Origin of the sequence: Streptomyces sp. NPDC020845, assembly GCF_044334165.1 — a bacterium.
Classification (GTDB): Bacteria; Actinomycetota; Actinomycetes; order Streptomycetales; family Streptomycetaceae; genus Streptomyces.
On the sequence record NZ_JBIRSJ010000019.1, the window covers coordinates 13690 to 30707 of the forward strand.

Annotated in this window: 12 protein-coding genes; 4 read left to right on the forward strand and 8 right to left on the reverse strand. The window is 70.8% G+C overall.

All coding sequences use genetic code 11. From position 1 onward, the window contains the following. Nucleotides 1–27: 27 nt before the first annotated feature. Nucleotides 28–2463: a GTPase-associated protein 1-related protein gene (locus ACH4U7_RS41085; protein ID WP_398532891.1), complete on the reverse strand. Its 2436-nt coding sequence runs from the start codon at nt 2461–2463 to the stop codon at nt 28–30. Nucleotides 2464–2649: 186 nt separating this feature from the next. Next, on the reverse strand, nt 2650–3243 hold the full coding sequence (locus ACH4U7_RS41090; protein ID WP_398532892.1) for a hypothetical protein: 594 nt from the start codon (nt 3241–3243) through the stop codon (nt 2650–2652). 323 nt (nt 3244–3566) lie between these two features. On the opposite strand from ACH4U7_RS41090, the gene ACH4U7_RS41095 reads away from it, so the two are divergent. Further along, entirely contained in the window at nt 3567–5219 is a 1653-nt protein-coding gene (locus tag ACH4U7_RS41095; protein ID WP_398532893.1) for a cellulase family glycosylhydrolase, read from the forward strand. On the opposite strand, the gene ACH4U7_RS41100 is transcribed toward ACH4U7_RS41095, so the two are convergent. From ACH4U7_RS41100 to ACH4U7_RS41120, 5 genes are all read right to left on the reverse strand, one after another. After that, nucleotides 5216–7207: a DUF2264 domain-containing protein gene (locus ACH4U7_RS41100; protein WP_398532894.1), complete on the reverse strand. Its 1992-nt coding sequence runs from the start codon at nt 7205–7207 to the stop codon at nt 5216–5218. The two genes, ACH4U7_RS41095 and ACH4U7_RS41100, sit on opposite strands and share 4 nt — an antisense overlap. Nucleotides 7208–7229: 22 nt before the next feature. Beyond that, nucleotides 7230–8303: a LacI family DNA-binding transcriptional regulator gene (locus tag ACH4U7_RS41105; RefSeq protein WP_398532895.1), complete on the reverse strand. Its 1074-nt coding sequence runs from the start codon at nt 8301–8303 to the stop codon at nt 7230–7232. A gap of 50 nt (nt 8304–8353) precedes the next feature. Then, nucleotides 8354–10003, reverse strand: coding sequence for a sugar ABC transporter substrate-binding protein (locus ACH4U7_RS41110; RefSeq protein WP_398532896.1), 1650 nt, complete (start codon nt 10001–10003; stop codon nt 8354–8356). Between the two features lie 126 nt (nt 10004–10129). Further along, nucleotides 10130–11017: a carbohydrate ABC transporter permease gene (locus ACH4U7_RS41115; RefSeq protein WP_398532897.1), complete on the reverse strand. Its 888-nt coding sequence runs from the start codon at nt 11015–11017 to the stop codon at nt 10130–10132. After that, the gene (locus tag ACH4U7_RS41120) at nt 11014–11868 is read right to left on the reverse strand and encodes an ABC transporter permease (RefSeq protein WP_398532898.1); all 855 of its coding nucleotides are present in this window, start codon (nt 11866–11868) and stop codon (nt 11014–11016) included. The genes ACH4U7_RS41115 and ACH4U7_RS41120 overlap by 4 nt, the downstream gene beginning before the upstream one ends. Nucleotides 11869–12355: 487 nt before the next feature. On the opposite strand from ACH4U7_RS41120, the gene ACH4U7_RS41125 reads away from it, so the two are divergent. Continuing rightward, entirely contained in the window at nt 12356–13522 is a 1167-nt protein-coding gene (locus ACH4U7_RS41125; protein ID WP_398532899.1) for a hypothetical protein, read from the forward strand. Nucleotides 13523–13600: 78 nt separating this feature from the next. Here the strand turns inward: ACH4U7_RS41125 and ACH4U7_RS41130 are convergent, their stop codons facing one another. Then, nucleotides 13601–14368: a VC0807 family protein gene (locus tag ACH4U7_RS41130; protein WP_398532900.1), complete on the reverse strand. Its 768-nt coding sequence runs from the start codon at nt 14366–14368 to the stop codon at nt 13601–13603. Nucleotides 14369–14602: 234 nt separating this feature from the next. Between ACH4U7_RS41130 and ACH4U7_RS41135 the strand changes: the two genes are divergently transcribed. Both ACH4U7_RS41135 and ACH4U7_RS41140 read left to right on the forward strand, forming a co-directional pair. Then, nucleotides 14603–16495 (forward strand): BTAD domain-containing putative transcriptional regulator, encoded by a 1893-nt coding sequence (locus ACH4U7_RS41135; RefSeq protein ID WP_398532901.1) that lies wholly within the window; start codon nt 14603–14605, stop codon nt 16493–16495. Between the two features lie 94 nt (nt 16496–16589). Next, on the forward strand, nt 16590–16760 hold the full coding sequence (locus tag ACH4U7_RS41140) for a mersacidin/lichenicidin family type 2 lantibiotic (RefSeq protein WP_398532902.1): 171 nt from the start codon (nt 16590–16592) through the stop codon (nt 16758–16760). Nucleotides 16761–17018 lie beyond the last annotated feature (258 nt).

A 17018-nucleotide genomic window follows, 5' to 3' on the forward strand; every position in this document is an offset into this window, starting at 1 on the left:
CCGGTCTGACGTCACTGCCCTTCCAGGTCACTGCCCTTCCGACGTCCCCTTGCGCCGCCGGCCGGCCAGGCGCCGACCGAGCCGGCCGAACGCGCCGGGACGGCTCCACGCCCGGAACTCATCGGCCCAGCGGACGCTCGTACGCTCCAGACAGCGCTCGACGGAGGCGATATCCGCGGCGGGCAGCTCCCGCACCACCGGACGGAGCACCGAGTCCAGCAGCGCCGTCCGCGTCTCCTGCCAGGCGCCACCCGCCTGGGGATGCGAGCTCCACGCGGTGAAGCACTCGGCCACATACGAGGGCTCGGCGCGGAGCCGGTCCTGCACCCGCTCGGACCGCGCGGCCCGGCCGTAGGCGGCGACGAGGCCCGGGTCCTCGCTGTGGATCAGCGCGTACAGCTCTCCGTCCGGGGCGTCCTCGGACAGCACACGGTCCGCGAGCGCCCCGAAGGCATGCTCCAGAACCGTCGGCTCCACCGGTTCCGCCGTGGCCCGAAGCGACAGCGCCCGCTCCGCCCAGCCGGGCTCGGCGTGACGGCTCCGCAGATCGCGGGCGAACTCCAGGAGCAGCAGCGACGCGCGGTCGCGCGGCGTCAGCACCTCGGCGAAACAGCGCAGCAGGTCATGGGCGAGATCGGGTACGTCGGCATCGTCCGCGGGCCCTTCGAGCGCGGCCTTGAGCAGCGTGGCCGAGGTGCCGGCCGCGCGGTGGGCGTCGGATCCGATCTCGCCGAGCATCAGCCGGGCCTCGTGGGCGGTCGGTGTGCCGCCCTCCCACACCAGCCCGACCGCGGTGCGCAGAACGAGCGGATCGGCGAACACCGAGACTCCGCCGGAGCGCAGCACGGCGTTCAGCACCGTGGCGCGGTCGCCTCCGCCCGCCGTCAGCCGCGGCGCCTCGGCGCACATCCGCAGATGGGGGAGGGCCTTGCTCTCCGCGAACCGCAGCGGCACCAGGGCCAGCAGCCGGGCCGCGGCGAGCGGATCGCCCGCGGCCAGGGTGTCGAGCTCGCCGAGCAGCGCGGTGCGCAACGCGAAGTGCTCGTCCAACGCCAGCCGCACCGCGGGGGTGTGTGTCGCCTCCGGATCGGCCAGCAGCGCATGGGCGAGCCCGTGTGCCACCTTGGGCAGCAGATCCGCGCAGTCCACGCCCAGCAGATCGGCGATACGCAGCAGCTCCAAGGGCCGTGCGATGCCCAGTTCGGTGTCGGATACGTCGGATACGCCGACGCGCAGATCGGCCGCGAGCTCACCCGCGAGGCGCAGCCGGACCTCTTCCGTGAGCGCGTCGGGCCGCAGGGCTTCGAGGCCCGGGCCGGCCACGGGCGCACGGACGGCCTCGGCCAGCACCAGCGCGGCGAGCGGCGTGCTGACGGCGGTCGGCACCCTGCCGTCCAGACAGGTGAACAGCCCTGTCAGGGCCGCCTTTTCGGCATCCGACCGGCCCCCGTCCGGCACGCACAGCGCCGCCAGCAGCCGGTGCAGCCGCTCATCGCCCAAAGCCTCCGGGTGGTGGCGCGCCCAGTCCGCCGCCTCGGTGCGGCCGGTGGTGCCGAGGTCGAGCCCCGCGCACAGCGCGGCGACGGCGAGCGCACCGGGGGCGAAGGGGCCACCCGGGAGCGCGTCGGCCTCCTTGAACAACTCGGGGGCGCCGCCCAGCCAGATGCCCGCGGCCACCTCCGCCCAGGCGTCGGACACCGGCTCCCCGGTCCTCCGGCCGGCCACGTCGTATACGCGGTAGCGGTGGCCGTGGCCGGCCGGCTCCCGGCCGTCTTCCGGCCGTACGCCGATGATCTGCTGCCGGGAGAGCTCCGGCCGCGGCGCATAGGTGGTGAACGTCAGCCGGTGGCCGAAGTCGCGCGGCAATGCGGCGCAGGCCACGGCGATCCACCGGGCCACATCGGCGCTGTCCCGCTCCACCAGGATGATCCGTGGCGCGGATTCGTCCTCGCTCAGCCTGCGCAGATCCGCGAAGAAGCGCGCGAGCCACGGCGCCCGGGAGCCCGCGAAGGCGACCAGGCCGTCCCGGTTCAGGCGCCCCGAGGCGGTCAGCGCCTCCAGCGGCTCCGGGACCCCGCCCTCCGGCGTGCGAGCCGCCCACTGCGGGGAGCCCCAGGCGGTGATGGGCAGCGCGCCGCCCGGCAGCGACGCACCCGTGGGCAGATACACGGCATGGCCATGGAAGGTGCCCCGGCGCCCGCTGTGGTCGGCCCCCGTATGGACCGTACGGGCCAGAAGCCCGCTGCCGTCGGAGAGCCTGCTGTAGCTGAACGTCTCCGGAGACGAGGCACGTTCGGAACCGGAGGGACGCGGGGGCGCGTCAGCTGGCGGCTCGTATCCGATCAGCTGCTCGACCTCCCCGAGCAGCGATGCCGGCACCGCGGCGCTGACCGCGGTGAACCGTAGTCCGGATCCATCGGGCCCCAGCGGTGCCGAGGTGTAATGCAGCTGCGCCAGGTTCATCTTCCGGGCCTCCACGGCTCCAGCACCACCGCCCGCTCCCCTGCTCACCGTTGACTGTGAGAAGGATTATCACAGCAGATCCACCTCTGCGGTGGCGGAGTCCCCAGGTTCGCTCAAGGTGGTGGCGGCGTACCGCTGGGACCGGCGCGGGGCCGGTCCCAGCGGGCCTTCTGGCCAGCGGGTCCGCTAGCCGGCCTGGATATCGGCGAGAAGTTTCTTCGCTTCCGCCAGCTTCGGCCCATAGGCCGCGGGATCGGTGGCATTGAGCGCGGTGAAGATGTCCACGGCCTCCTGCGCCCGAGCGAGAGCCTGGTCCCGCTGGCCGGACTGGCGCAGATACGGAATCGTCGGCCACATCAGCCAGTCGCCAAGACCGGAACGGTACTTGGGGTCCTCGGCGGCGAGCTTGCGGAGCAGATCGGTCGCCTGGACGGCGCGCTGGGCGCCCTGCACATGGTCCGGCTTGCCCCACAGGGCCTGCGCCAGATTGATCAGCGTCCAGGATTTCTTGTACGCGAGGTCGTCGGAGTCGGGCTGCTCCTGGAGCAATGCGTCGTACAGGCCCAGCGCCTCCTGCATACGGGCGACGGCCTCGTCATAGTGACCGGCGGCCAGCAGATAGTTGCCCACGGGGAACACCAGCCATGACGCGAGCGTCGCGCGGTAGCCGGGGTCCTGCGCCACGACCTCACGGGCGATGGCGAGTCCGTCGGCCGCCCGGGCGATGGCCTCGTCGCGCAGCGGGCCGGGGAGGTTCCACAGGGTCTGTGCCCTCGTCATCAGGGCCCGCGCATCCGCGATACGGCCTGTGCCCGTAGCGGGCACGCCTGTGACTGGTCATCCGCGCGCTGGTCAAGGCGGCGTAGAACCAGTCCTTCTCGCCAAGTGAACACCAAAGCGGTGCCGTATGTGGTGATTAAAAGTGAACAGTCCCTCGCGTCCTCAGCAGGGCCCAATGTCCTGATCTGGTACGGCGGATGGCCCCTGCCCGCGGCCCGGCTCCCGTCGGAGACCTTGACGTGTCCCGGGCGCGATGCATTGATGGGAGCGCTCCCAGTTCCTCGCCCGCGTCAGCCGTCAGGTACCCACTCCTTGGAGTCGCGATGAGACGAACGAGACCGCCGGCCATTCTGCTGGCCCTACTGGCCTGCCTCCTCGGGATCGTGGGCCTCGGCCCGACCGCCCAAGCCGCTCCCCAGGCAGCCGAGTCGCGCGCCGCACTGGCCACCGGCCTCCACATCAGCGACGGGCGCCTGTTGGAGGGCAACGGCAACGATTTCATCATGCGCGGTGTCAACCACGCCCACACCTGGTACCCGGGCGAGACCCAGTCGCTGGCCGACATCAAGGCGCTCGGCGCCAACACCGTCCGCGTCGTGCTCTCCAACGGCCACCGCTGGACCAAGAACAGCCCCGAGGACGTGGCCGCCATCGTCGCCCAGTGCAAGGCCAACCGGCTGATCTGCGTACTGGAGGTGCATGACACCACCGGCTACGGCGAGGAGTCCGCGGCCGCCTCGCTCGACCAGGCGGCCGACTACTGGATCGGCCTCAAGAGCGTGCTCACCGGCGAAGAGAACTACATCGTCATCAACATCGGCAATGAGCCCTGGGGCAACACCAACCCCGCCGGCTGGACCGCACCCACCACCGCCGCCATCCAGAAGCTGCGCAGCGCCGGATTCCAGCACACGATCATGGTCGACGCCCCCAACTGGGGCCAGGACTGGCAGAACGTCATGCGCGACAACGCGCAGAGCGTCTACCAGGCCGACACCACCGGCAACCTGATCTTCTCGATCCACATGTACAGCGTCTACGACACGGCGCAGGAGATCACCGACTATCTCAACGCCTTCGTCAGCGCCCGTCTGCCCATCCTCATCGGCGAGTTCGGCGGACCCCCCGACCAATACGGCGACCCTGACGAAAACACCATGATGGCCGCCGCCCAGCAGCTGAAGCTCGGTTATCTGGCCTGGTCCTGGAGCGGAAACACCGATCCGATCCTGGACATGACCACCGACTTCGACCCCAACAAGCTCACCGACTGGGGCAAGCGCGTCTTCAACGGTCCCAACGGCATCGCCGAGACCTCCCGCGAGGCCACCGTCTACGGCGGTGGCTCCGGCGGCGACACCCAGGCCCCGACCGCCCCCGGCACCCCGATCGCCTCGGCCGTGACGGCCACCTCCGCCACGCTCTCCTGGTCCGCCGCCACCGACAACGTCGGCGTCGCCGCCTATGACATCGTCCGCGTCAGCGGCGGCACCGAGACGAGGGTCGCCACCTCGACCGGCACCAGCGCGAGCATCACCGGCCTGACCGCCGCCACCTCGTACACCTTCGCCGTCTACGCCCGGGACGCGGCCGGCAACCGCTCGGCCCGCTCGGCCACGGTCGGCGTCACCACCGAGGCGGGCGGCGGCTCCGGGGCGGGCTGCTCGGTCGGCTACCGTGTCGTGGGCGACTGGGACAGCGGCTTCCAGGGCGAGATCTCCATCCGTAACACCGGCTCCGCCGCCATCAGCGGCTGGACTCTTGGGTTCTCGTTCGCCAACGGCCAGACCATCACCAACATGTGGGGCGGCACGCCGCAGCAGTCCGGTGCCGCGGTGACCGTCACGCCCGCCGCCTACACCTCCACCATCCCCGTCGGCGGCTCGGTCACCGTCGGCTTCACCGCCAACAGGGGCAGCACCAACTCCGCGCCGACCGCCTTCACACTCAGCGGCAGCTCCTGCGCCACCGGCTAACGACCCTCGGATGTCGCGAGGGCGTCCGCTCGTACGTGTTCGACCACCCCGTCCGGGAAGCGGATCTCCACGGAGCCGTCCGGTGTCACACCGGCGCGGGCGCCCGAACGCACGGCATCGATATCGCGGCACACGTCGGGGTCGGCCGTGAGCAGGACCAGCGTCACCAGCAACCGGGTGCCGCCGGGGTGCCGGTCCAGGGTGAGCAGGGGGGTCGCCGAGTGGCGGCCGTAGGCGTTGTGGTCCCGCGCCTGCGCCACCGTTCCGCGCGGCGGCCCGTCCTCGCTGTCCCAGCCGAGCAGGCCCACGAGCGCGGTGGTCAGGCCGTCGTGGCGGCGGGCCAGTGCCCAGCCGGGGCCGGTGTCCACGGTGGGCGGGGCGGTGTCGCCGGCCACGGCCCAGCCGCCTTCGCGTACGGAGGTGCCGCGCGGGGCCTGGACATGGTGCACCCGCACCTCCCAGGGGCCGTGCACGAGGCCGGCCGTGGCGATGCGCGAGGCGCAGTCCGCGTGTTCCTCGCCCTCCGGGACGAGCGGGGTGTGCCATGAGGCGGCGCGGTGGCCTTCGGCGTACAGCGGGTGGATACGGCCCCGGCGTGACGGGCCCGAGGGGGTCAGCAACGCGATGTGGTTGTCCGGGCCGGGCGGTTCGTCGCCGGGCGGGGTCTCCGGCGCGGTGGCGGTGGAGTAGGCGAACCGTGTGTAGTGCGGGCTGTCCTGCGGGGCGGCGGGCGGGGGTGGCAGCCGGTCGCTGCCGTGGTTGACCAGGCGTACGATCCCGTCGGCCGCGGTGGAGTGCAGCAGCCAGCCCGGGGCGGGCAGGGCCAGGCAGTTGTCGGCGGTCTCCACGGGGCCGGGTTCCTCGGTCGCCGTCCACACCGGGTGGTCGGCGGGGAGCAGCAGACCGAGGAATGCCTTGCTCGCCCAGTAGGGGGAGGCGGGGCCGGAGTAGGGCTGGGTGACCGGGCGGAAGGGGCGGTACCAGCCCAGGCTCAGCAGGCCGTTGGCATCGGGTGCGCCGTGGCCGGCGAAGTGTTTCAGGGCGCCGGAGGCCAGTCGGCGGGTGCGGCCGGGCGGCAGCGGGGTGGCGTCGGTGAGGGCGCCCGCCCACAGGGGCGCGGTGGTGGCATAGCGGTAGGTGAGGGAGCGGCCCTGGTGGACGGGTGCGCCGTCGGAGCCGAAGAAGTACTGGTGGGTGTCCAGGAAGGTGTGCAGTCGGGCTCGGTGTTCGGCGACCAGGGCGGCGTCGGCGCGGGGCCCGGCGATGCGCGCCCACAGAACGGGGTACAGATGCAGCGCCCAGGCGTTGTAGTAGTCGAATTTCCGTCCGTCGCCGTCCGTGTACCAGCCACCGCCCCGGTACCAGTCGTCCAGGCGCGCCAGGCCCGCGTCGATCTCGGCGCGGCTGTGGGGCGCGTCGATGGAGGCGAGGAATTCTTCGGTGATGACCTGGAAGAGACGCCAGTTGGAGTCGTTGGCGGTGGCCCCCACGAATCCGCCGAGCCATGCGGCGGTCCGCCGGCGTACGGGGTCGGGCAGTCGGTCCCACAGCCACGGGCGCGTCTCGTGCAGGGCGATCGCGATGGACGCGGCCTCCACCATGGGCTGGCCGCGGTCGGTGATGGGCGGCCACCGCTCGGGGTGGCGGGGGTCGGTGCCGGTGGCGAGGCCGGTGGCGTAGCGCTCGATGAGCGCCTGGACCACGGTGCTCCCGGGAGTGTCGGCTCCACCGGCCCCGGCGATACGGAAGGCGGCGAGCAGGAAGGAGCGGGCGTAGCCCTCGAGCCCGTCCGACCAGGCGCCGGCGTAGCTGGCGGGGCCTGGGAGCCGGTACTGGGCGAGGCCGGGTGAGGCGTACGGGACGAGCGCGGTCAGCAGGTGGTCGGCGGTGGCCTCCCAGTGGGCCCGGGTATAGCCCGTATACGGCGACCGTCGGGGGTCGGGGGGCGGCAGGTGGTCGGTGTCGACGATACGATGCGGCGCGGTCATGCCGGGTCGGGTCCTCCGTATGTCACTGTGCGCGTGCGGACGGGGGCGGGCTCACGCTGTCGCGTACGACGATGTGGGTGCCGAGCACATGCCGGGTCTCCGCGGTCTCCTCGGGATCGCGCAGGGCCAGGCGTACGGCGGCCCGCCCCAGTTCCTCGGCGGGGGTGTGGACGGTGGTGAGCGGGGGGTTGAAGTCCTGGGCGAGGGGGATGTCGTTGTAGCCGACGAGGGAGATGTCGCCGGGGACGCGCAGGCCCGCGTCGGAGATGGCGCGCAGGGCGCCCGCGGCGACCATGTCGTCCCCGGCGAAGACCGCGGTGAACTCCCGGGTGGTTTCGAGGAGTTCGGTCATGGCGCGGTGTCCGGCGGCGCGGCCCAGGCCGCAGTCGACGATATGCGCGGACTCGGCCGGCAGGCCGTGTGCGGCGAGCGCGGCCCGGTAGCCCAGGACGCGGGCGTCCAGGGCCGTGTTGCCGGGCAGTCCGCCCAGGAACACGATCCGCCGGTGTCCCGTCGAGATCAGATGGCTGGTGATGGCCTTGGCGCCGGCCTCGTTGTCGAAGACGACGACCAGCGCCGGCAGGCCGGGGTCGGGCGAGGGGCGGCCGCACAGCACCAGCCGGGAGCCGGCGGCGTCCAGGGCGTGGGCGTAGTGGGCCACCCGTTCCCGGTAGGCGTCGTCCTCGACGACACCGCCCGCCAGGATGACCACACTGGCGCCCTCCTCCCGCATCAGCTGTACGAACTCCATCTCCCGCTGCGGATCGCCGCCGGTGCTGCCGACCAGGCACAGCAGGCCGTGGGCCGTCGCCTCCGCCTCGACGCCCTCGGCGACCTGGGCGTAGAACGGGTTGGTGACCTGGCGCACGACGACGGCGACCATCTTGCGGCCGCCGCCGACCAGGGCGCGGGCATGGGGGTTGGCGACGTAGTCCAGGGCGCGCGCGGCACGGAGCACTCGGGTACGGGTGGCCGGCGGCACCGGGTACTTTCCGCTGAGCACACGGGAGACGGTGGCCGCGGACACGCCCGCCCGCCCCGCCACATCGCGGATCGTGATCCGCCCCCGCCCCGTCGCCGCCATGCCGTCTCCCATCTCCTCGTGCTCCTTGTGCCTCTCGTGGCCACCTGGTCGTCGGTGCCCGCTCAGCTGTTGGCGGCGTGTTCCTTGGCGTACTCCTCGGCCAGCCTGTCGCCACCGCGGGAGCGCCACCGCTTGACGGCGTCGTCGTATTCGGACATCGGGACCCGGCCGGCGATGACCCCCGTGATGGTGTCGTCCATCAGCGCCCTGAGCGTGGCGCCCTGGGCGGTTTCGGTGCGGGACTGGAGCCCGTACGACGCGTTGCGGATGGCGACCGGGACCACCTTCTGCTGCCAGGCGTGCAGGGCGCGCACGGCCTCCGGCCTGCCCGGCACGAAGAGCACCTGCGGTCCCTCGGCCAGATACCTGAAGGGGAGGTTGCTGACGTTCTCCACCTGACCGAGCTTGGTGGTCTTGGGCGCGCCGTCCTTGTCGCGGGTGAAGTGCACACCCTCCACGCCGTAGTGGATCAGTTCCCACTCCTTGGTGCCGAAGGGGGCGGCCAGATAGTCGAGAAGGCGCAGCAGCAGTTCGACGCGTTCCTTCTTGGCCTTCTTCACGATGGTGTAGCCGAAGGAGCGGCGGGCGGCGACGATCCCGCCGGGGGTGCCGTCCACGCTGTAGGGGGTGGCGGGGGCGGGGGTGAGCAGGCCCTTGGAGTCGGGGTAGAGGGTCTGGTAGGCACCGAAGCCGTTCTGCTGGGAGCCGACCGTGCCGTTGAGGAACAGCGTGGACAGGTCCACCTGTGACAGCGAGGTGGCGTCGGGGTGGTAGGAGCCGTTCTTGCGCAGCTGCGCCTGGAAGGCGATCGCCGCCTTGTAGCGCTCGTCGGTGTAGTTCGGGTGGAAGGTGCCCTTCTTGTCCACGGCCCAGCCCTGCGGGGCGTTGTGGGCGGCGGAGTGCACCCCGTTGCCGAACAGCGAGCCGGTGGCGGCGCCCAGCGCGTACGTCTTGCCGTGGGTGGCCTTCTTGGCGACGGCGGCGAAGTCCTGGGAAGTCCAGCCCTGTTTCATACCGGCGTCGGTGAACATGCCCTGGTTGAGCCACAGCGTGGAGCCGGGCAGCGGGCGTTCGAGGGGGATGCCGTAGAGGCGGCCCCCGATGCGGCCCATGTCGCGCCAGGCGTGGGTGGGGATACCCGCCAGGTTGGGGTATTTCCTGATGGCCTCGCCCGACAGGAAGGGCGTCAGGTCCTCGGCCCTGCGCTGCACGAACTGCGCCTCGCGGGGCAGGACGAACCCGGAGAAGACATTGATGATGTCCGGCAGCGAATCGGGGTCGCCGGCCATCACCGTGGCCATCTTCTTCTGGTAGTCGGCCTGCGAGATGATGGTGTACTCGATCTTGACGCCGAGGGCCTTCTCGACGGCCCGCCAGTACTGGTTCTGCCCGCGCCCCTTGGGCGGTGTGCCGAAGGTGATGGACATGACCTTGACCGTGGAGCCGTCGCCCGGGGTGCGCGCGACCGAGGTGGCCAGATCGGAGGGGTAGGCGGTGTAGCCGGCCTGGACCCCCGCCTCGGTGGCGGCCAGGTCCGGCTTGGCCCCCGGGGCCGGCTGGTAGGCGGGCCACGCGGCGAGCTTCTTGCCCGCGTTGCTGACGTCGCCGTCGTCCGAACCGGTGGAGCAGGCGGTCAGCAGACCGGGGACGCAGACCGCGGCGCCACCGGTGGCCATGGAACGCAGCAGAGTGCGTCGGGACATGCTGGGCATGGGCGAATGACCTTTCTGGGTGCGGCTCTTGCTGGTGGTTCTCGGCTCTGGCTGGATCTCAGCTCTCGCTGGTTCTCAGCTCTCGCTGGTTCTCAGCTCTCGCTGGTTCTCAGCTCTCGCTGGTTCTCAGCTCTTGATGGCGCCGGTGAGTACGCCCTTGGTGAAGTACTTCTGGAGGAAGGGGTAGACGAGCAGGATCGGCACGGTGGCGATGACCAGGATTGCCATCTGGATCGTCTGCGGCGCGTTCACCGTGGCCTCGCCGGTGGTGGTGTCCGTGAGCCCCGACCCGGTCACGACATAGGTGCGCAGCACCTGTTGGAGCGGCCAGTGGTCGCTCTCGAGGTAGAGCGAGGCGTAGAACCAGGAGTTCCAGTAGGCAACGGCGTAGAACAGCCCGACGACGGCCAGCGCGGCCTTCGACAGGGGCAGCACGACCGACCACAGGACACGCAGGTCTCCGGCGCCGTCCAGGCGGGCCGCGTCGTACAGCTCCTCGGGGATTGCCTGGAAGAAGCCGCGCAGGACGACGAGGTTGAACACGCTGATCAGCACCGGGAGGATCAGCGAGGCGTAGGAGTCGAGCAGTCCGAGCTCCTTGACGAGCAGGAAGTTCGGGATCATGCCGGGCGGGAAGAGGAAGGTGAACAGGACGAGCAGGAGTACGGGCCTGCCGCCGAACACGCCGGGGCGGGACAGGGCGTAGGCGAGGGTCACCGTGCAGACGAGGCTGAGCAGGGTGCCGACGAGGGTGACGCCCGCGCTGACGCCGAGTGCGTGGGTGACGATGCCGCCGTCGAGGATGTCCCGGTAGGCCTTGAGGGTCGGGTTCTCGGGCCACAGCACCCAGCCGCCGTTGGCCACCACCTCGCGCTGGGAGGCAAGCGAGGTCGACACGATCACGAGGAACGGCACACAGACCAGCAGCACGACCGCGATGAGGGCCACGGCTTTGGCGGCCTGCGTGACGGGCTTGGGCTTCTCCATCCAGCCGGGCCGCACATGGGCGCTCACTTGTAGACCCCCTGTTCCCCGAGCCGGTGGGCGACCTTGTTGGCCGCGTAGACGAGCAGGGCGCCGACCAGGCCCTTGAACAGGCCCGCGGCCGCCGCGAACCCGTAGTCGCCGCCGACGATGCCCTGGTAGTAGACGAAGGTGTCGATGATCTCGGCGGCCTGCGGGCCGACCGCGTCGCGCTGCAGCAGCATCTGCTCGAAGCCGACGGAGAGGATGTCGCCCAGCCGCATGATCAGCAGCAGCACGATCACCGGCCGGATCGCGGGCAGCGTGACATGCCAGAAGCGCCGCCAGGGCCCCGCGCCGTCGATCGCGGCTGCCTCGTACTGCTGCTCGTCGACCTGGGACAGGGCGGCCAGGAAGATGATGGTGCCCCAGCCGGCGTCCTTCCAGATCACCTGCGCCACCACCAGCGGCTTGAAGGCGTCGGGGTTGCCGATGACGTCCACGGTGTGCAGACCGGCGTCGCCGAGATAGCCGTTCAGCATGCCCGTGTCCCCCAGGAGCTGCTGGAACAGGGCCACGACGATCACCCATGAGATGAAGTGCGGCAGGTACACCACCGATTGCACAAAGCGGCGCACGGTGGACCAGGTCAGGCTGTGCAGCAGCAGCGCGAGGGCGAGCGGGACGGGGAAGTAGAAGACCAGCTGGAGGACCGCGATCCAGAGAGTGTTGAACACCGCATCCCAGAAAGCGCCGTCTTCCAGCATCCGCTGGAAGTTGCCGAGGCCGGTCCAGGGGCTGCCCCAGATGCCGTCGAAGGGCACGTACTCCTTGAAGGCGATGACGTTGCCGACCAGCGCGCCGTAGTGGAACACCAGAAAGTACGCGAGCCCGGGCACCATCAGCAGGAACAGCGTCCGACTGCGGCGTCTTTGAAAACCTTTTCGCTTGATTGAAGCGCCTGACGGGTGACGGGAGGGGCGGCCCACCGTCGATTTCCCAGGGCGCTCGCGTAGCAGCGCTGCCACGGAGCCTCCTCGGCTGTGGGTATGGAGTGAGGGGAAGTTAAAACGTTTTCAGGCCGGGGTCAACACTTCTGACGCATCTTCGACGCCCGCCTGTGGTGCCGTCCGTGTGCCCGTCCGCGGTTCACCGGTGCGCCGCACCTTGACGCTTGGACCGGGCGCTGCCAGACTCGCGGCCACACTCCAGAAAGCGCTTGCTCCGCCCTGTCGCCGAACGGTGTGTGAGAAGGCGTCACTCCAGCGATGCGCGGGCTCAGGGCGGAAAGCCGACCCCCACACAGGAGATGACGAGATGGGACACAGCCGTAGACCGGTATCGCCCTCCTTCCCACACGCTCATGTGGTCCGCCGTATACGGACAGCCATGACCGGCGCCGTGGCCCTCCTCGCATTAGCCGTAGGGCTGAGACCGTCGGCTGTCGCCGCGGCGATCCCGGGCCCCGCGGAGCCGGCCACCGACCGGGCCACGCCGCGGATCGCGGCCTGCGGCGACGGCTCGTACCAGGCGGAGGCCGTGCTGAGCGGCAGCACCTGGACCGCGCGGCACGGAGGCAGCGTCGTGTACACCGGCACCGATATGCGCTCCGCGATGCAGGCGGCGATCAACAGCCTGACGGCCGGGCGTACGTCAAAGGAGCGCGTCGTCGTCCGCGGCTCCGGCTCCGTCAGCGCCAACTCCCGTGTGTCGCTGCCCAGTTACACAACCCTGGACGTCTGCGGCACGATCAATGTCACCGGCAGCGGCTCCGGGGACCAGGCGCCGGTCTACGCCCGTGGCGCGCGGGACATCGAGATCCAGAACCTCAAGGTCACCGGCAGCCCGCTGTACGGGATCTTTATGCGCAACGTCCAGAACGTGGTGCTCGGCCAGATCGATATGCGCCTGTCGGCGGGGCTCGGCGTCAGGATCGACAACCGCGGCGACACCAGCCAGTGGACGAAGAACGTCAGGATCGACAACGTCTATGTCTCCGGAGCCTCCAGCCACGCGGTGGAGACCTACGGTGTGGACGGCATCACCATCGGCACGGTGACCGCGCGCAACGTGGGCGAGTCGGGCCTGCTGCTCAACCAGACCATCAATGCCACCGTCACCAAGGTCGACGCGGACAACGCGGGCGCCGGCACCGGCTATGCGGCGTTCCGCATGGCCAACCGCAATGGCCGGATCGGCAGCAGCTACCCCACCAACATCCGGGTGGGCGAGGTCATCGCGCGCGGCGGTGGGCGCGGAGTGTTCTGTGTCTCCGAGAGCGGAGGCGCGGTCATCGACAGGGTGACCATCTCCGACACCGGCAACAACGCGGTCCTCATCGAGAACTGCTACAACGTGAACCTCGCCGCACAGAGCGGCACCGTCACGGGCGGCGGCGAGATCCGGCTCGCCGCGCGCACGGAGTTCGCCAACAACCGGGACATCACCGTCCAGAACCTCACCGTGACCAACTCGACGATCCGGGAGAATCCCTGCGGTGAGAACACCGAGTTCCGCAACAACCGGCTGGTGAACAGCACCCAGAGCATCTGCTGAACCCGGCGGCGTCCGGACATCCGCTGAACCCGGTTGCGTACGCTGAAGCTGGCCGCGTACGTAACCCCTCGGGGCCGGTCAGGCGTGAGCCGCGGCCGCCGCCTCGGCCGCCGCGGCGCGCTCCTCGCCCTTGCGCTGCGACCGCTTGGCGTACCAGCCCGTCCACAGGGCGAGGGCGCCGAGCACGCTGTAGATCAGGACCGGGCTGACGACCACCATGGTGTCGGTGGACAGCGTGTAGGCCAGCGCGACCCGGACCCCGGCCTCCAGCAGGTAGGCCACGCCCCACACCGCCGTCATCGTCATCATGGTCCTGCGGAACCCGTCGAACTGCCACAGACCGTTCCACCACTCGGTGCTCGCCTCGGTGCCGTCGGTGGCGAACTTGCGCCCGAAGTAGAACATCAGCGGGCGCGGCGCCAGCAGCGTCACCAGGCACAGCAGTCCGAACAGACCCGTCACACCCGAGTCCTTGACCAGCAGCGCGCGGGTCGAGTGGGCGCCGACCAGCGACACCACGGCCGTGATCACAAGGAACACCAGGGTGACAATGGCGAATTCGTCCAGATGGCGGCGCCATGCGAGGTGGACGGCGCTGTCGAGCACCGGCCAGGCGCCGCTGGCCAAAAGCGCGGCGAATTCGCTCCAGCCGTGATCGTGGAGCGCGTTGTACGTGATGATCGGAGCCACGACGTTGAGGGCGATGGTGACAACCCAGCCGAGGACGGCGGCGCCCCTGGACCGGGCGGGCGGCGCCGGGCGTTCGTCCGGCCGCGCCGGCGGTGTGTCGGGCCGCGCCGGCGGCGAGTTGGGTGCGCCCTGTGCGGTGGTGTCCTGGCCGGCCACGGTTCCCCCCGTAAGACGTGCTCGATGGTGCGGGAAGAAGACTAGTACAGGGGGCAGGAGCGCGGCAGGCGCCAGTACTGGTCTGCGCGGTCCGGTCCTACGGCACTTCGGCCGGCTTTTGTTGGAATTCCCCGCACAGCGCATCCGGCTAATACGCCAACGTAATGGCTTTGCTTCTTCGGGAAACCCCAGCAAAATAGCGGTCATTGGGCTCATCCTGTAAGGAGCACTGGTTTGCGTTTCAGCGTATTGGGTCCGCTTCAGGTGCTGTCACTCGACCGGCCCGTCGCCATTGGCGGCCCGAAGCAGCACATACTGCTCGCGTTACTGCTCGCTCGTTCCGGCAGCACTGTTCCCGTGCCGCAGATCGTGGACACGCTCTGGCCGCGCAGGCCACCGCGGACCGCGTTGGCGCAAATCCACAGCCGTATCTCCTCACTCAGACACATCCTCGGCGCGGAGACCATCAAAACGGTCCCGTCCGGCTATTCCCTGACGCCGTCCCCGGGGGCGATCGACGCCCAGGTCTTCGAGGCGGAGGTCAGCCGGGCCATCGCGCTGCGGGCGGCCGGGCGGCACGGCGAGGCCACCGCCGTACTGCGGACCTGTCTGGGCAGATGGCGCGGCCCGTCGGCGTTCCAGCACCTGGATGGCGAGCCGTTCGACCGCGAGGCCGGCCGACTGGAGGAGCTGCGCCTCTTCGCCCTGGAACACCGGATCGGGGCCGACCTGGAGACACGGGACGCCGCCGAGTTGGTACCCGAACTGGTCGATCTCGTCGCGGCCCACCCCACCCACGAGCGCTTCCACCATCACCTGATGCTCGCCCTCGACCGCAGCGGGCGGCGCAGCGACGCGCTGAACGCCTACCTCGGCCTCCAGCGGCGGCTCGCCGCCGAGCTGGGCACCGATCCCGCCGAAGACCTCCAGCGCCTCTATCACCAGCTGCTCTCCATGGACCGCGGCGCGCCCGACCGGCGGCAGGGGCGGGCCCGGCCGGACCGCGGCGGCCCCGCGGGCCCTTTCGCGAATCAACTTCCCCCGGACATCCCCGACGTCATCGGGCGCGGCTCTGAGCGGCGGATCGTCGTCGACGCGCTCACGGCCGGCTCCGCCGCGCCGCAAGGCACCGCGGCGCGCGCCGTCATCGTCAGCGGCATGACCGGGGTGGGCAAGAGCGCGCTGGCCGTCCACGCCGCGCATCTGGTGCGCGACAGCTTCCCGGACGGTCTGCTGTACATCGACGGGTCAGCCTTTCCGCGCACCGAGGAGGGCCTGCGGGGCGTCCTGGGACGGCTGCTGCACGGCCTGGGCGTACCGGAGGAGGAGCAGCCCGGCTCCTGGGCCCTGCGGCAGGACGTGTACCGGAGCCTCGTCGCCACCCGCCGTGTCCTGGTGCTCATCGACAACGTCACGGAGGCGGACGACCTGCGGGCGATCATCCCCACCGGGGGCGGCTCCGCGGTGTGCGTCACGACGCAGGTGTCCCATCTCGCCGTCGACGGCGCCGTGCGGGTGCCGCTCGATGTGCTGGGTGCCGACGAGTCCCGTGCGCTGCTGTCCTCCGGGCTGTGCCCCGGTCGCTTCGAGGGGCAGGGCCGGCGGCTCGACGAGGTGCTTGCGGTGTGCGGCGGGCTGCCGGCCGCCCTGCGCGCGGTCGGCAATGTGCTCGCGGCCCGTCCCCACTGGTCCCTGGAGCAGGTCGCCGCCGCCCTCACCGGCGCCCGGAATCCGGCGAGTCGGCTGAGCCTGCCTGGACGCAGCCTGGCCGACGCGTTCGACGAGGCGTGCGGCCGGCTCACCGAGGGCAGCAGGCGCGCGCTGTCGGCCCTGGCCGCACTGGAGGTGGAGCGGCTGACGCCCGGTACGGCCGGTCTGCTCCTCGGCTGTTCCGGGACGGCCGCTGCCGCGCTCCTCGACGAGTTGACGGACCGCAATCTGCTGCGCCCCGTACCGGCCGCGCGGCCGCAGGAGTGGGCTTACGCCATGCACGCGTTACTGCGCGCGCATCTTCGCGCCACGCTTCCCGACGCGCTTCCCACCACGCTTCCCAACTCCGCGTATCGCGGCAATTGCGGTCAGTTCCACTTGCGATACCGAAATAGCGCGGAGGTAGGGATTCCGTAGCGGTGCGCGTTAACGTCCCGGTGTTTCCGCGGAACGCGGCTGTGGGCCGGGTACCGCACGCCCTGTACACCGATTTCATAAAGGGGAGACTCTTATGAACAGCACCGTGACCGCCTGGAAGGACACCACGTACCGCGAGGGCCTCGCGGTGGACCCGGGCCACCCGGCGGGCGTGGTGGACCTGACCGCCGACCTCGCCGACGAGGGCACCTCCGTGGCCGCCGTGACGCTCTCCACGCAGCCGTTCTTCCAGTGCTGCGGCTGATCGAGGCAGCATCCGCACCAACCCGCGGTGACCGCCCGTAGCGGCGGTCACCGCACGCACCGAGGCCGGCGCCGGCCCGTCCCGCACGGGCCGGCGCCGGTCCGCCTCGCGGACGCGTACGAGGGGGCGTACGCGTATCCAGTCGGCGCGTCCCGCCACCGAAAGGACATCCCGATGCCGCTCAGCCGTCCGCCCGGCGGCCACACCGCCGCTCCGGCCCCGGACCCGGCTCCGGACATGGCCTCGGACCTGGCACCC

What these genes read in the sequence shown, in the direction of transcription:
- ACH4U7_RS41120 (WP_398532898.1), bottom strand. Translation starts at nt 11,868, where the DNA reads ATGGTGCCCGGGCTCGCGTACTTTCTGGTGTTCCACTACGGCGCGCTG.
- ACH4U7_RS41085 (WP_398532891.1), bottom strand. Translation starts at nt 2,463, where the DNA reads ATGAACCTGGCGCAGCTGCATTACACCTCGGCACCGCTGGGGCCCGAT.
- ACH4U7_RS41095 (WP_398532893.1), top strand. Translation starts at nt 3,567, where the DNA reads ATGAGACGAACGAGACCGCCGGCCATTCTGCTGGCCCTACTGGCCTGC.
- ACH4U7_RS41100 (WP_398532894.1), bottom strand. Translation starts at nt 7,207, where the DNA reads ATGACCGCGCCGCATCGTATCGTCGACACCGACCACCTGCCGCCCCCC.
- ACH4U7_RS41105 (WP_398532895.1), bottom strand. Translation starts at nt 8,303, where the DNA reads ATGGGAGACGGCATGGCGGCGACGGGGCGGGGGCGGATCACGATCCGC.
- ACH4U7_RS41110 (WP_398532896.1), bottom strand. Translation starts at nt 10,003, where the DNA reads ATGCCCAGCATGTCCCGACGCACTCTGCTGCGTTCCATGGCCACCGGT.
- ACH4U7_RS41140 (WP_398532902.1), top strand. Translation starts at nt 16,590, where the DNA reads ATGAACAGCACCGTGACCGCCTGGAAGGACACCACGTACCGCGAGGGC.
- ACH4U7_RS41125 (WP_398532899.1), top strand. Translation starts at nt 12,356, where the DNA reads ATGACCGGCGCCGTGGCCCTCCTCGCATTAGCCGTAGGGCTGAGACCG.
- ACH4U7_RS41090 (WP_398532892.1), bottom strand. Translation starts at nt 3,243, where the DNA reads ATGACGAGGGCACAGACCCTGTGGAACCTCCCCGGCCCGCTGCGCGAC.